The organism is Terriglobus sp. 2YAB30_2 (assembly GCF_052114765.1).
Lineage (GTDB): Bacteria > Acidobacteriota > Terriglobia > Terriglobales > Acidobacteriaceae > Terriglobus.
On record NZ_JBFRFJ010000003.1, the window covers coordinates 506,930 to 520,369 of the forward strand.

General features: G+C 58.2%; 10 protein-coding genes. 5 read left to right on the forward strand and 5 right to left on the reverse strand.

What is annotated here, in order from left to right:
• Positions 1–36: 36 nt before the first annotated feature.
• Complete coding sequence (gene thiL, locus AB4Y89_RS07455) at positions 37–990, reverse strand: thiamine-phosphate kinase (protein WP_442300278.1); 954 nt, start codon at positions 988–990, stop codon at positions 37–39.
• A gap of 188 nt (positions 991–1,178) precedes the next feature.
• Between thiL and AB4Y89_RS07460 the strand changes: the two genes are divergently transcribed.
• The 3 genes from AB4Y89_RS07460 (at position 1,179) to AB4Y89_RS07470 (ending at position 7,779) form a co-directional block, all read left to right on the forward strand.
• Positions 1,179–2,156 (forward strand): M23 family metallopeptidase, encoded by a 978-nt coding sequence (locus AB4Y89_RS07460; RefSeq protein ID WP_442300279.1) that lies wholly within the window; start codon positions 1,179–1,181, stop codon positions 2,154–2,156.
• A gap of 146 nt (positions 2,157–2,302) precedes the next feature.
• Entirely contained in the window at positions 2,303–3,850 is a 1,548-nt protein-coding gene (locus AB4Y89_RS07465; protein WP_442300280.1) for a M20/M25/M40 family metallo-hydrolase, read from the forward strand.
• Positions 3,851–4,236: 386 nt separating this feature from the next.
• Positions 4,237–7,779, forward strand: a complete 3,543-nt coding sequence (locus AB4Y89_RS07470; protein ID WP_442300281.1) for a carboxypeptidase regulatory-like domain-containing protein — start codon at positions 4,237–4,239, stop codon at positions 7,777–7,779.
• 74 nt (positions 7,780–7,853) lie between these two features.
• Here AB4Y89_RS07470 and AB4Y89_RS07475 read toward each other — a convergent pair whose 3' ends face one another.
• On the reverse strand, positions 7,854–8,732 hold the full coding sequence (locus AB4Y89_RS07475; protein ID WP_442300282.1) for an MBL fold metallo-hydrolase: 879 nt from the start codon (positions 8,730–8,732) through the stop codon (positions 7,854–7,856).
• A 9-nt stretch (positions 8,733–8,741) separates the two neighbouring features.
• Positions 8,742–9,809, reverse strand: coding sequence for a metal-dependent hydrolase (locus tag AB4Y89_RS07480; protein ID WP_442300283.1), 1,068 nt, complete (start codon positions 9,807–9,809; stop codon positions 8,742–8,744).
• 152 nt (positions 9,810–9,961) lie between these two features.
• Here AB4Y89_RS07480 and AB4Y89_RS07485 point away from each other — a divergent pair, with 152 nt between their 5' ends.
• A complete protein-coding gene (locus AB4Y89_RS07485; protein ID WP_442300284.1) occupies positions 9,962–10,402 on the forward strand; it encodes a hypothetical protein in 441 nt (146 codons plus the stop codon).
• Between the two features lie 186 nt (positions 10,403–10,588).
• On the opposite strand, the gene AB4Y89_RS07490 is transcribed toward AB4Y89_RS07485, so the two are convergent.
• Positions 10,589–11,980 carry a DUF5715 family protein gene (locus tag AB4Y89_RS07490; protein ID WP_442300285.1) on the reverse strand — a complete coding sequence of 464 codons (1,392 nt, stop codon included), beginning with the start codon at positions 11,978–11,980 and terminating at the stop codon, positions 10,589–10,591.
• A 160-nt stretch (positions 11,981–12,140) separates the two neighbouring features.
• Here AB4Y89_RS07490 and AB4Y89_RS07495 point away from each other — a divergent pair, with 160 nt between their 5' ends.
• A complete protein-coding gene (locus AB4Y89_RS07495; RefSeq protein WP_442300286.1) occupies positions 12,141–12,674 on the forward strand; it encodes a c-type cytochrome domain-containing protein in 534 nt (177 codons plus the stop codon).
• Between the two features lie 90 nt (positions 12,675–12,764).
• On the opposite strand, the gene infC is transcribed toward AB4Y89_RS07495, so the two are convergent.
• Positions 12,765–13,394, reverse strand: coding sequence for a translation initiation factor IF-3 (infC, locus tag AB4Y89_RS07500; RefSeq protein ID WP_442300325.1), 630 nt, complete (start codon positions 13,392–13,394; stop codon positions 12,765–12,767).
• Positions 13,395–13,440: the final 46 nt, after the last annotated feature.

Below are 13,440 nucleotides of genomic sequence, written 5' to 3' on the forward strand. Positions count from 1 at the left end.
ACTTTTGGTTACTTTAGTCGGGGGTTGTCGGGGTGTTTACCTGTTTTCCCGGGTGAGATGTTGCCAGCCGCCCCGGCGAAGACGCCGCTCACGGCCATTCTGCAGCAGCAAGACAGTCTTTCCCTCGGTCACGATTCCGATCTTCGTGACCTCTACTCCGTTGATTCTGCGCGGGACAGACCGTCGGCTGGTGAACAGCAACTCGTAGTCCTCACCGCCATTGAGCGCCTGGTCCAGAGTGCTGTGTGGAGCTAACGGTATCACGTCGGCATGAAGACTTGCCCCAACGCCGGAGGCCTCACAAAGATGATGCAGGTCGGTAGACAGACCATCGCTCACATCCATACAGGCAGATGCCAGCTTCAGCAGGCGGTGTCCCACTGCAATTCGTGGCTGCGGGAAGAGATGAGGATGTGTCCCATCTGGCTTCACCGTGCGGAAGGCTCCGGGATCAGCGCGTAGAGCTTCGAATTCCGCAGCAGCGCCGCCCAAACGTCCGGTGATATAGATGGCATCTCCCGGCCGGGCTCCACTCCTTAATAAGGCTTTTCCTCGAGGCACAGCGCCGACCACGATGATGTCCGCCAGGGTGTGCTTTCCGGGAGCACCTGCGGTGTCTCCTCCAGCCAGAACAACGCCGAACTGATCCGCAACCGCATGGAGACCGCGCAGGAATTCTCTTGTTTTAGCCCGGTTCTGAGCCCATGCCGGGGAAAGAGCCAGACTGAGGAATGCCGCCAGCGGACGTCCGCCCATAGCGGCGACGTCGCTGAGACCGCGTGCGAGGCAGCGATACCCGGCGGCAAACGGCGGGTGGAAATCAGCGAAATGGACGTCTTCCAGGGAGAAATCGGTCGTGACGACCAGATCCTCTCCTTTACGGGGGCGAAGAACAGCCGCATCGTCGCCGATCCCAAAGCGCACGAACTCACTGTTACGCAAGGACTTACGCCTGATTTCCCGAATGAGGCCGAGCTCCCCGTATGGCATATAAAAACCATACGCTGAAAGTTGCCATCCAACCCTCAGGTCAATAAAATGAAACAAATCGCCCTCGAGACATCGGCAAAACCAAATGCGAATCAGCAATCTCGATTCGCCAAATGGAAATGCCGGGCCTCTGTGCCGCAGACACGCATTCGCGGCCGAAGACCGGGCATAAAGGCTGCGGCAGTCCATTGAAAAAGCGCTTTTACATCGTCTTCGTTTCGCGCGATGAGCAGGGAAATCTCAATAAGGTTCCCGTCCCTCTGCACTACGCCTATATCTTCGTTGCCGCTGCGGTGGTGGGTCTGTTCACCATTGTGGGTCTGGCCGGCTCCTATTCCCGCATGTTGATCAAGACTTCCCGCTTCAACCAGATGCGGCAGGATCGCGAGTCGCTGCGGCAGGATTACGCCCGGCTGCAGAAGGCGAACCACGAGAAGGATGTCCAGGTCGCCTCACTGGGAGCTCTGGCCAATGAAGTCTCTGCCCTGTACGGCCTGACCGCCAGCAAGCTTGCAGCCGCGTCCTCGGCAAAATTCCTCTCGTCCCCATCTAAGCAGCAAGATCCCACCCTGGCGCCTGTGGCTGATAACAGCTACTTCAAGTCTCTGGACACCTTCTACGCTCTGCGCAACTCTGCCTCTTCCGGCGTCGCGGCCCGCGTACTCGCTCCGTCGTCGCTGCAGACAGCCCGGCTCGGCAGCCTGAATAGCCTTTCGGACTGGCAGGCTATCGCCGATGCTCCCACACTCTGGCCAGTCATGGGCCCCATCACCTCGAGCTTTGGTCAGCGGGAAGATCCCATCCTTGGGAACGGCGAAGGCGAGTTTCACAAGGGCGTCGATATCTCGGCTCCGTATGGCACTCCCATCCGCGCTACCGCCGATGGCGTTGTAGAGACTGCCGCCTTCGGTAACGGATATGGACGTGAGGTCGTCATCGACCACGGCCATGGACTGCAGACCGTCTACGCGCACATGTCCGGCTTCAACGTCACGGCCGGCCAACAGGTCACCCGCGGACAGATCATCGGCTACGCCGGCCGCACCGGCCGCTCGACTGGATCGCACCTTCACTACGAGGTCCGCATCCGCAACACACCGGTCAATCCGCACAAGTATCTGCGTGAGAGCTTCGCCGGCATGGTCAAGACGGCGGGCGATAGCTAGCCTCCCTGACAATCGATTGCTTTCATTTTGAAGAGGCCCACGCACAGCGCGTGGGCCTTTTGCGTTGCGGCCAATCCAGCACCTCGATCAATCGCAGTACACTAACAGCCACAGCACCAAAAAATCTGTTTCAGCAAGGATGTTTCGTGAAGACTCTCCGCCTGCTCGTGCCTGCTGTACTCGCTGTATCTTCCGTCGTTCCGTCTGTTGCCCAGACCCCTGGACAGACCGGACCGATCGCGGAGAAATACAAGGCTGACGCCGACAAGATCATCGCCGCGGCGATGAAAGATACCGAAGGCTACGAGACACTGGCCTATCTGACCGACCATATCGGCAAGCGCCTCTCCGGCTCCGACTCGCTGCTAAAGGCGCTGAACTGGGGTGCGGAGACGATGAAGAAGGCGGGCTTCCAGAACGTCAGCATCCAGGAAGCCAAGGTGCCGCACTGGGTGCGCGGCCAGGAGGAGGCATCGATCATCGCTCCCTTCTCGAAGCCGCTGCACATGCTGGGCCTGGGCATGAGCGTGGGAACGCCTGCTGAGGGTATTACCGCTCCTGTCATCTTTATTCCGGATCTGGCTGCCCTGGCGAACACTCCCGACGACCAGATCAAGGGCAAGATCGTCGTCTTCAACCCCGGCTGGCACGGTTACGGCGTCGGTTCCATACACCGCACCACCGGTCCATCGCGCGCAGCCGCCAAGGGCGCAGTGGCTGTTCTGGTACGCTCGGCGACAGGTCTTGCCATGCAGACCCCGCATACCGGCACCCTGACCTACCTGCCCGACATGCCGAAGGTTCCCGCAGCCGCCATCACCGTGGAAGATGCTCTGCTTCTCGAGCGCCTCGCCAAGGAAGGCCCGGTCCAGGTTCATCTGAAGATGGAAGCTCACATGGAGGCCGACCAGAAGGCCGGAAATGTAGTGGGCGAGATCCCCGGAAGCGAGCATCCGGAACAGGTCGTCGTGCTCGGCGGACACATCGATAGCTGGGATGTGGGCCAGGGCGCCATGGACGACGGCGGCGGCATCATCTCCTGCTTCGAGGCCGTCAACCTGATTCACAAGCTCGGCCTGAAGCCCAAGCGGACGATCAGGGTCGTCTTCTGGGTGAATGAGGAGAACGGCGGCGCCGGCGGCCGTGCCTATCGCGATGCCCTTGGCGTGAAGATCAAGAACCATGTCGCCGCCATCGAGTCGGATGGTGGTGTCGAGCGTCCCCTCGGCATCGGATACACCGTCATGGGCGGAGGCCCGGCCTCGGGCTCGGCAGCCCGCCGCCAGGCTGGAGCGAGTGCCAATCCGGCAGCAGCGATGGCCGCGATGGCTGCCATGGGTGGCGGAGCTCAGCGCCCTCTGGACGAGAGCAAGCTGACGCCTGAGGAAAAGAAGTCCTGGGACACGATCAAGCAGATCGCCTCACTGCTGCAGCCCATCGGTGCGGATTCAGTCTCACCAGGAGGCGGCGGATCGGACATCGGTCCCATTGTCGCTGCCGGGGTTCCGTCGCTCTCACCGCGTACGGTGGGTGAGCATTACTTTGACTGGCACCACACCGAAGCCGACACACTGGACAAGGTCGATCCGGAAGACTTCCGCAAGAACATCGCCCTGCTGGGCGTGCTCAGCTACGTGCTGGCCGATATGGACGGCCAGTTGGTCGGCCACACCTCGGCGGCTCCGATGGAATAGCCCTGTTTCCAACTCCACGCATCAGAAAGGCGCTCCTCCGGGAGCGCCTTTTTGTTGGGGAACAAACCTTTGTCCGAGATTAAATTCATGGCGACGTTTGGGAAAGATAAAAGTCGCACTATCAATTGATTAAATTTCTTGACATATCGCCGGGGTGCTCGCAATCTGGTACCGGCTTTCCAGAAAAATTCAGCTTTGGTGCATGTGATTGAGCTCATTTTTTGTACACCAATATGTATACATTTTTCGGGAATGTCCGAAACGCAATGACGGCTGCCAGACGCTCGATGAAGAAACGACTACATCGAACGCTGCGGCATACATAAACACGTACGGCGCGAGCCATGAGACTCCGCCGACTTTTTTTGTTTCGAGAGGTCCATTTGATGCGAAATACAGCCTCAACCCTCCGCCATCTGGCGGTGGGTTTCTGCTTGTGCCTGCTCGCTCTGCTGGCTGTTCCTGCGGTTTCTGCGCAGGAAACCACAGCAGCGATTCAGGGTACGGTCACTGATCCGACTGGTGCAGTCGTCGCAGGTGCAACCGTCACCGCGACCAGCGATTCACTGCCAACACCGGCCACGGCAACCACGGATGGCCGTGGATTCTATCGGCTTAACGCACTCCCACCTGGAACCTACACGATTTCGGTCGAAGGTTCCGGAATGTCTGCAAAAGCGACGAATGTAAAACTCGCAGCGGGTGAACTTCCGAACCTTAACCTCAAAGCCGCTGTCGGCGCGAGCACAGTAATTGACGTTACGGACTCCTTGGCTCAGGTTGACGTCACACAAAGTAAGGTTGAGACAGTCGTCACGAACGAAATTCTCCAGGAAATTCCAAAAGGACGAAATTTCCAATCCGTTATTCCGTTTACTCCGGGCGCCCGGCAGGAACCCCTCCAGTCCACCAGTTCCAACCGCAGCAACGGCTACCAGATCGATGGCGCATCCGACTCTGAAAACGTTTATGCTTCGGACGGTGTAAACATCACAAGCATCCAGGCTGGCGGCGTCGGTTTTACGGTGCCGGTCGAATTTGTAGACCAGGTGCAGGTAAAGAGCTCCAGCTTTGAAGCAGAATATGGTGGCGCCCTTGGCGGCGTAGTCAACGTGATCCAACCCAAGGGCGGCAGCAATTGGCACGGTTCTATCTTCGGGTATTACCGTTCAAGCGCCCTCAATGCCAATGATCAGTGCAATTTCCAAGGCACCAGCGCCTCCCTCCTCTATAACACGAGCTGCGGCCTTCGTGCTGTCCCCGGTACCTCAAGCAACAGCGGAAACCGGTCGGATGCAAGCTACGAATACTACATCGCACAACAAGATCACTATCGGCAGCTCGATCCCGGTTTCACTCTCGGCGGTCCACTAATTTCCGACAAACTACGTATGTTCGCAAGCTATGTCCCCAGTTTCAACAGGGTCCGCCGCGATGCGACATTTACAGGAACAAACCCCGGTCCGAGGCAGTTCTATCAGAATACCGATACCCATCTTGGCCTGCTCCGCTTTGACTATTCTCCCTTCAGCAAACTGCGGCTCTTCGCAAACTGGCAGAACGCCTATCAACGCAGCATCGGACAATTACCTAATCCCCAATCGAAGATCGGGCAAGCGAATTCCAGCGCCGGAACAGATCCGACAACGTTCCGTGCAGACACCGGTACAGCAAGTCCAGGCTCGATCTATAGCTTTGGCGGCGACTACACTATCACGTCAAATACGCTTATCAGCGCGCGTTACGGATATACCTTCTCAAATACCCACACGCTAGGTTCACCTTCAGGACTTCGCTATCAATACAGCGGGAACGTCTCTGCATCGACGACTACACTTAATCCGACAGGTGATCCAACGAAGCAACAGACGTTCGGAGCCGCAGGCGTTCCCTCGACCTTCTACCAAACTAGCGGCTTCCAGAACATCGGAGCAAATCAGCCAACGTTCTTCAATGCCTATACCCGTAAGCAATTTTCTGTCGACGTCTCAACACTCAAAACTGGCTGGGCAGGAACGCACAACTTCAAGGGCGGCTACGCGTTAAACAACCTTGGAAATAATGTGAAGACGTTGTACGACTACGCCTACGTCATCATGTACTATGGCCAGCCATACTCGCCGCAAACCAGCCCATCAGCCTGCGATGCCATTATTACAGCCAACCAGCAAGCCTATGGCCAGCCAGTAACTCAAACGAATCCTAATGGGACAAACAATGCGACAGCGGGATGCCGTGGTCAGTATGGCTATTTCATCGTTCGAGACGGAACAGATGTGATCGGCAAAGTCTCCAGCAAAACTCATGGCCTTTATATTCAGGACGCTTGGACATTGGGTCGTACTGGTCTGACGATTAACGCTGGTGTTCGTTTCGACAAAGAATACCTGCCGCCATACACTCCAACCTCACCCAGCATTTCGTTCGGATTTGCGGATAAGGTCGCCCCTCGAATCGGTGGTGCATATGATCTGCTCCATAACGGCAAGGTGAAGGTCTACGCCAGCTATGGACAGTTCTTCGACATCATGAAGTACTCGTTGCCTCAAGGCTCCTTCGGAGGCAACTACTGGCACGATTGCGTCTATACACTCGACAAATTCGATTACAACACCATTCAACCTACAGCTCCTGCAGGCGCTGACGGCTATCGCCATTCCTGCCCAACAACTGGACTTGCTCCGGGAGTACCGGCAAACGCAGCCTCGGACACGTCCGCATCGGGTGGCGCAATTGGCCGTTTCATCGAAAACAATGACCTGCGTGCGACCAACAATAGTTCGGACGACCCAGGAGTTGATCGCAATATCAAGCCGATGAAACAGCACGAATACGTTGTCGGCGGTGAGTGGGCTATTACCCCTACACTCACGTTCACTGGACGTTATGCACGTAAGCGTCTCGACAACACAATCGAAGACATGGGTGTCAATGACAACTATGGCTACTATATCGGTAATCCCGGATCGGCATACGGCGACCTTCTGCACCGCGCGTTGCCGAATATCTATCGGGCACAGGTGACCTCAGGTGCGATGACTGCTGCTAAGGCTGCAGGCTTCCTCAACCCTGCTGGTATCTGCCCCAACTGCCCGTATCAACCGAAAGCCACTCGTCGCTATGACGGTGTCGAATTCCGTATCACGAAGGTTACCAACAAGTACTTCGTGCAGGCTTTCTACACCTACAGCAAGCTCACCGGTAACTACCCTGGCCTGACGACGACCTACATCACAGATGGATCGGGGGGCCGTCACAATCCAAACAACAACCGTTCGTTCGACTATCCGCAGATGCAGTTCGATACGCATGGAAATCCTCTCGATGGGCCTCTCCCGACCGATCGGCCAAACACCTTTGGCGCGTGGGGCTCCTATCGTCTGAGAACGCTGTTGGGTGAGTCCCAATTGGGTCTGTCGCAGGCGGTCTATCAGGGTAGTCCGGTTTCCACCTGCGTCGGCACCATCTCGTCGAGCGCCTGCCAATTTGCGGAGAACCAGGGGAACTTTACACAAGTTCACCGCGATCCCGCGACCTCTGGACCTAATGTTGGCAACCTCGTATTAGACGGTGTCGCACAGAACTACCGTACACCTGCCTATACACAAACGGATCTCAATCTGACGCACTACGTCCACGTCAGCAAGGAGCATGAGAACCGCAAGATCGGCGCTGAGCTCAATGTTCAGAACGCCTTCAACCAGCATGCGGTCATGGCCTACGTCGAGAATCTGACGACAACCGCTTATTCGATCGCGTCAACGGATACGAATAATCCGACTGGTGCTGATTACCAGAAGTACATGACTGGCTGGGACTACATCGCGACTGCGAACAGCTCCTCGCGAATTCTTTCCAACCAGTATGGCAAGCCGAATTTATTCCAGGCGGCTCGCCAACTTCGTATCAAGGTCGCTTACGTCTTCTAACCCCTGGCCTGAGGATCAGGCTGAAAACGGGGAGCGCTTCGGCGCTCCCCGTTTTGTTTTCTGCTTTGCCTTCTCTACTCTGGTACGACCCGCCCTCGCTCGTCCTGCTTGAGATAGGTCATCGGCAGCTCATGGTCGTGCGGGAAGATCGTCAGCCATCGTTTCGGCAGTGCCTGTGCGAAGTAGCGTTTGCGCTCCTCGATGGTGCGGATTGGGTCCAGGTCGAAACCCATGGCCCAGCTCAGATCCAGATGATGTCGCGTCGGGATCAGGTCGCTGACGAAGACGGCGTGCTGTCCCCTGCTCTCGATATGGACAGCCATCAACTGCTCTGTGTGGCCGGGATAGAGCTCGACCCAGATGCCGTCGCAGATCTCCGGCGCGGTCATGCGTTCGTCATCGATCAGCGTCATCTGGCCGGCTTCGATCAGCGGGTCGTAGTTCGCTGAGGCATAGCTGATGGCGTCGCGCTCATGCTGGTGATGGCCGTGCAGCACCTCGCCGCGATGCACGAAGTAGCGCGCATTCGGAAAGGTCGGAGTCACACTGCCATCAGGATGCAGCGTTGTATTCCAACTGCAGTGATCCCAATGCAGGTGGGTGTTGATGACGACGTCGATCTCTTCCGGAGAGATACCCGCCGCGGCCAGAGACTCCGGCAGCTTCTGCTGCGTCCCATAGATCTCGCGCTGCTTCGGTGTCAACTTGTTGCCGAAACCGGTCTCGATCAGCACATTGTGCCTGCCGGTCCGGACCAACAGGCAGTTCAGCCCGACCGCGATTCGGTTCTGCTCGTCGGCCGGCACCTTCTTTGACCATAGCGTCTTCGGCACCACGCCAAACATGGCGCCGCCGTCGAACAGCGCCGTGCCATCGGTACAGACAGTCAGGTGAAAGTCGCCGAGGGCGCGCTCGGCCCTGATCAGTTCACTCACCCGGATCAACTCACTCATACAACGCCCTCAATCTCCCTGCCTCTGTACGCTGCCGTCGATCTGCATCTCGACGACTCTGTGATCCGCATTCACGGTCGCAACGCCCCGTAGCGGGTTCCGCATCCGTCCGTCCAGAAAACTGGAGCTGTAGCGGAAGCGCAGGTCGTCAAAGGTCACCTCAGTCTCGTCTTCTCCCGGAGCAGCCGAGGCAGCATCCCGCGCCTGTTCCCTCACTACCGGCCAGTGCGCCCAGTCCAGATAGATCTCTCCCAGCCACGACCGCTTCGCAGCCAGCGTCGCCAGCGTTGTGGGCGGCTTGCGGATCAGGTCGTTGCTGGGGTCGCTGGTCATCTCTTCCCGCAGGGTATCCATCACGCCCAGCCGAAAGTACTTCGGAGTCTCAATCACAACCTGCCATTTGAAGGGATTCACGGGGTACGGGTTGGCCGCCACCCGCAGCACGGGCTCGCCGGAGATCTCATTCGCCTCTGCCAGACGCACCGCCTTGTTGTGCTCGAAGTCGCGCACCACCCACAGCACGACGGTGAAGACCAGAGCTGCGATTGCCAGGCCCTGTCCACGAAACACCGAACGCCGCGCTCCAACCTCATTCGCCACCAGGCCGAAGATCGCAGGCAATAACAGAGCACCCAACAGGAACAGCCACTGCAGCGGCTCCGCGATAAACACCAACGACGCCTCATACCAGCGAGGGTTCCAGGGAGCGAACGGCCGCACGCCGTAGTTGTTGGTGTAGTCCAGCAGCAGATGGCTCAAAAGCGCAATCCAGGAAAAGACAAAGAGCCAGCCCCAACGGACCGGCGCAACCGGAGCACTTCCGTTTGCCGACCGCCACCAATGCACCAGCTTAGCTATCCCGACAACAAACGCAGCCTCCAGCGGCAGTGCCCACAAGCTGTGAGTCCATCCGCGATGGTGCTGGAAGTAGGCCAACGGCCCACCAAGGCGATAGACATAATCGATATCCGGAAGCTCCGCGGCCAGGGTCATGGCCAGCGTGGCATAGGCGGCTTTGCGATTGAAACCGGCACGGCTCAACACCGCACCCGTCATGAAATGAGTGACTGGCTCCATTGCACCAGACTAGAGCATTTTCCCTGTAGGTATAGAGTAGGGCTTTAGCATCTATGGGCGTTTTCCGCAATGAAAACGCCGCTGCACGGCCCTTTCGCGATACCCAGCGACAGGGAAAAATGCTCTACAAGGTGAGGTGAGAGGATAAAAACATGCATCCGCTTCCATCCACCCACGAGCAGATTGCGGCCTTCGTGTCGGCATTCGAAGCCGGAACGCTTCCCAAAGAACATTGGACGCATGCCGCTCACATTCTCAGCGGGGCTTGGTATGTCCATGCCCTCGGCCCTGAAGCGGCACTCACCGAGATGAGGAAGCGTATCCGTGCTTACAACGAAGCCGTGGGCACACAAAACACCGATACCAGCGGGTATCACGAGACCATCACGGCCTTTTGGATCAGGGTGCTGGCGGTAGAGCTCGCCCGGTGTCCTGATGCAGCACGCGCCGCATTTGTCATCCGGGCTGTCGAAGAGTTTGGCCCGCAGCGCGATATCCTGACGCGCTATTACAGCTTCAACGTTGTGAAATCGACCAAGGCTCGACGCGCATGGATTGAGCCTGATCTGATGGAGATTGAGACTGACAACTAGTCCCACCCATCGCGTTATCACCCCAGCGAACAAGTTTTCTGGGGACCCCGATTTGAGATGGATGGGGCCCCCAGATTTTTCCTACCACTAAATTGGGTGCCCCATTCATGCGAAAGCATGAGTGGGAAATTCGAGCGCGAGCTCGAACCGTTTTCTATGGATCTGTCAGGAATCTATCGATATGCCCTAAGGCAGGGCGGTTGCCAGCGAAGCCTTTGGCAGCCGTGATTTACTGGGCCTTTCCTTCGTCTTCGGTTCGGGCATGTAGTTCTTGTAGATGCTGATGTGGAAGCATGCCTGCTGGAACTCTTCTTCCACGTCGATCTTCCCTTCCTGCACCAGGGGCAACAGGTACGCGCGCAGCCAGGCAATCTCTGTCATGGACAGACCGTGTTTGGCCAGATCGACCGCCTGTCCCGTGAGGTGAGGCGAAGCGGTGTCACCCTCTGCCGGGGCGGCGTTGCCGTTGGTGCGCAGCAGGCGCTGCTGGAACTCCACGGTGCGCACGGCTGAGTTCACCTGCAGGGGACCCCGGAAGCGGTCATAGTGCGCGCGGCCAAGGTCATTCAAGAACTTCACCGCCCAGGGGCGGGCATACCGCCTGTCACCTTCCAGACGGTCATCTACCTGCATCGCCTTGTTATCAGGCAGTGCGACCAACTGCTTGGCTTTGCGCAGACGCACAAGATCCGCATCATCCTGCACGCGTTCCAGGCCGTAGCGGTCGGCGACGACGTTCTGGCGTACCAGGATGGCATGCGAACCCAGCAGCGGCGCTGGGACGACCAGGCGGCCGCGCCGGAAGGTCAGCTTCGGCTGAGGCAGCGCTGCAGCAGGACTCTCCTCCACAAGCTCGGTACGTTTCACCGCCAGTACTGGTGGCGCCGGCAGTTCTGAGGCCGCTTTCTCTTCGATTACAGGTTTGTTCAGCGGGCGGATGGATTCGGTTTTCGCCGGAGTCAGCTTGGGGCGCTCGGCAGGGGAAACCGCCGGCTCAGCAGGCTGCGGCTGTTCCGAATCGTCCGTCTGCGAAACATGTACCACCGGTGCCGGCGCCTCGGCCTTGGGAGGCAGGTGTGTGGTCTTTTCCGGCTCAGGGGTTTCAGTTTCAGCAGGTGGACGCTTCTGCTCCAGTGACTTTCGCTGCTGGGCTGCCTTCAGAAAATCTTCGGTTGTTGCCTTCTGCCCGTCATCCTTTGCCGCAATTACAGGCTTGGCTGAAGCAGCCGGAACAGAAGCCGTCGCAAAAGGCTTGCGGACAGGTTTTGCAACCGGGAATGGGCCCGGCGCGTCGTCCGCGACAACCTCATGATGATCTCTCAGCCAGGCATGGACACGTTCCGCCGCCGCAGCCGCGGCAGCGCGATTCCCGGCCTCGTCGACAGGAGAGTGGCCGGTGCGTGTCGCCGGAGCAACGGCCTTCGGTTTTGCGGTAGCGGATGCAGACGGACGGGTGGTCGAGCGTACTGCGGGCGATCCCGCAGCGGGTTTTTTTCCCGGCTTCTTACTCGTGGGCTGCGCCGGCAATTGACCGGCGGCAGCAGCCACGAGCAAAAACACCCATCCAAGGCGACGCATACGCACAACAAAGAAGCCCGCGTCAGAGGCCAGAGCACTTTCAAGCCTACCTCCGACCCGGTAACGCAAAAAGTAACCAGAAGGATTCTGTGTAGGAATCAGTAAACACCGCCGCGCAGAGAGTTCGCCTCCCCTGCTGTCTCCGCTACGATGAAGAAGCATGCGCATTAGAGCATTTTCCCTGTTGCTGGGTAACCCGAAAGTGACGTGCAGCGGCGTTTTCATTGCGGAAAACGCCCATAGATGCGGAAACCCTACTCTACACCTGCAGGGAAAATGCTCTCCGATCTTCCGGGTCTCCTCCGTCACCTGTGCGGGCCTGTTGCTGGCTCTGACCGCCGGTCTTAGCGGCTGCGACAAACCAATGACTCCGAAAGACGTCACCTACAAGAACACCGGTAACCTCTATATCGACCGGGTTCAGCCGATCCTGCAGACCCGCTGCTACCGCTGCCACGCCGGCCTGAACCGCGAGAGCGGCCTTCGGGTCGACAGCCGCGCCTACATGGTGAAGGGCGGCAAACATGGCACGGCGCTGGTTCCCGGCGATCCGGAAAAGAGCCTCATGATCAAGCTGGTGCGGCACGAGGGGCCTAAGGACGATCCTATGCCCATGCCGAACCGTCGTGGCAAGCTTCCGGAACAGGAGATCCGCGACTTGGAGCGCTGGGTCAAAGAAGGCGCCTTGGAATAGGTCTGTGCCCCAGCCGAAAAAGGGCTCCCCAGGCAACGAAAAAGGGCTCCCCAGCGGGAGCCCCTCGTCGAAGAAATATTGGATTGCCGTCTATGCGTGGGAAACAGGCGCCTGTGGAACCGGCGCTGGTTCGGCGGCGCCTTCGGGCTTACTCGGCGCAACAGGCTTCTTGGGCTCCGCCTTCTTGGTCGGAGCCAGAATAGCGTGCAGCGTAGTGCCTTCCATGCGAGGCATAAACTCGACGATGCCGTTCTCGCCCACATCCTGGATCAGGCGGTGGATGATCTTGTAGCCAAGGTCGCGGTGCGCCATCTGGCGGCCTTTGAAGCGCAGGCTGGCCTTCACCTTATCGCCTTCCTGCAGGAAGCGGACGGCCTGGTTCTTCTTCGTCTGGTAGTCGTGCTCGTCTACCGTGACAGAGAATTTCACTTCCTTGATGGTGATGACCTTCTGCTTCTTCTTCGCAGCGCGGTCACTCTTGTCCTTCTCGTAGAGGAACTTGCCGTAATCCTGAATACGGCACACCGGGGGAACGGCGTTGGGCGAAATCTCCACCAGGTCCAGTCCGCGTTCGCGTGCGATCTTGAGGGCATCGAATGGCTGCATAATGCCGACCTGCTCGCCATTCTCGTCAATCACACGCACCTCACGGGCGCGGATTCTTTCGTTGGTGCGGATGAAACTCTTTTGCGATCGCTTGTCGTTAAACGGTGGTGGAATAAGAAGCCTCCGGGATCTAAATCTGTGGGTCTAAAATTTGACGCGG

Coding starts and splice junctions, on each gene's coding strand:
- AB4Y89_RS07470 (WP_442300281.1), top strand. CDS start 4,237: ATGCGAAATACAGCCTCAACCCTCCGCCATCTGGCGGTGGGTTTCTGC.
- AB4Y89_RS07490 (WP_442300285.1), bottom strand. CDS start 11,980: ATGCGTCGCCTTGGATGGGTGTTTTTGCTCGTGGCTGCTGCCGCCGGT.
- AB4Y89_RS07480 (WP_442300283.1), bottom strand. CDS start 9,809: ATGGAGCCAGTCACTCATTTCATGACGGGTGCGGTGTTGAGCCGTGCC.
- thiL (WP_442300278.1), bottom strand. CDS start 990: ATGCCATACGGGGAGCTCGGCCTCATTCGGGAAATCAGGCGTAAGTCC.
- AB4Y89_RS07485 (WP_442300284.1), top strand. CDS start 9,962: ATGCATCCGCTTCCATCCACCCACGAGCAGATTGCGGCCTTCGTGTCG.
- AB4Y89_RS07495 (WP_442300286.1), top strand. CDS start 12,141: ATGCGCATTAGAGCATTTTCCCTGTTGCTGGGTAACCCGAAAGTGACG.
- AB4Y89_RS07475 (WP_442300282.1), bottom strand. CDS start 8,732: ATGAGTGAGTTGATCCGGGTGAGTGAACTGATCAGGGCCGAGCGCGCC.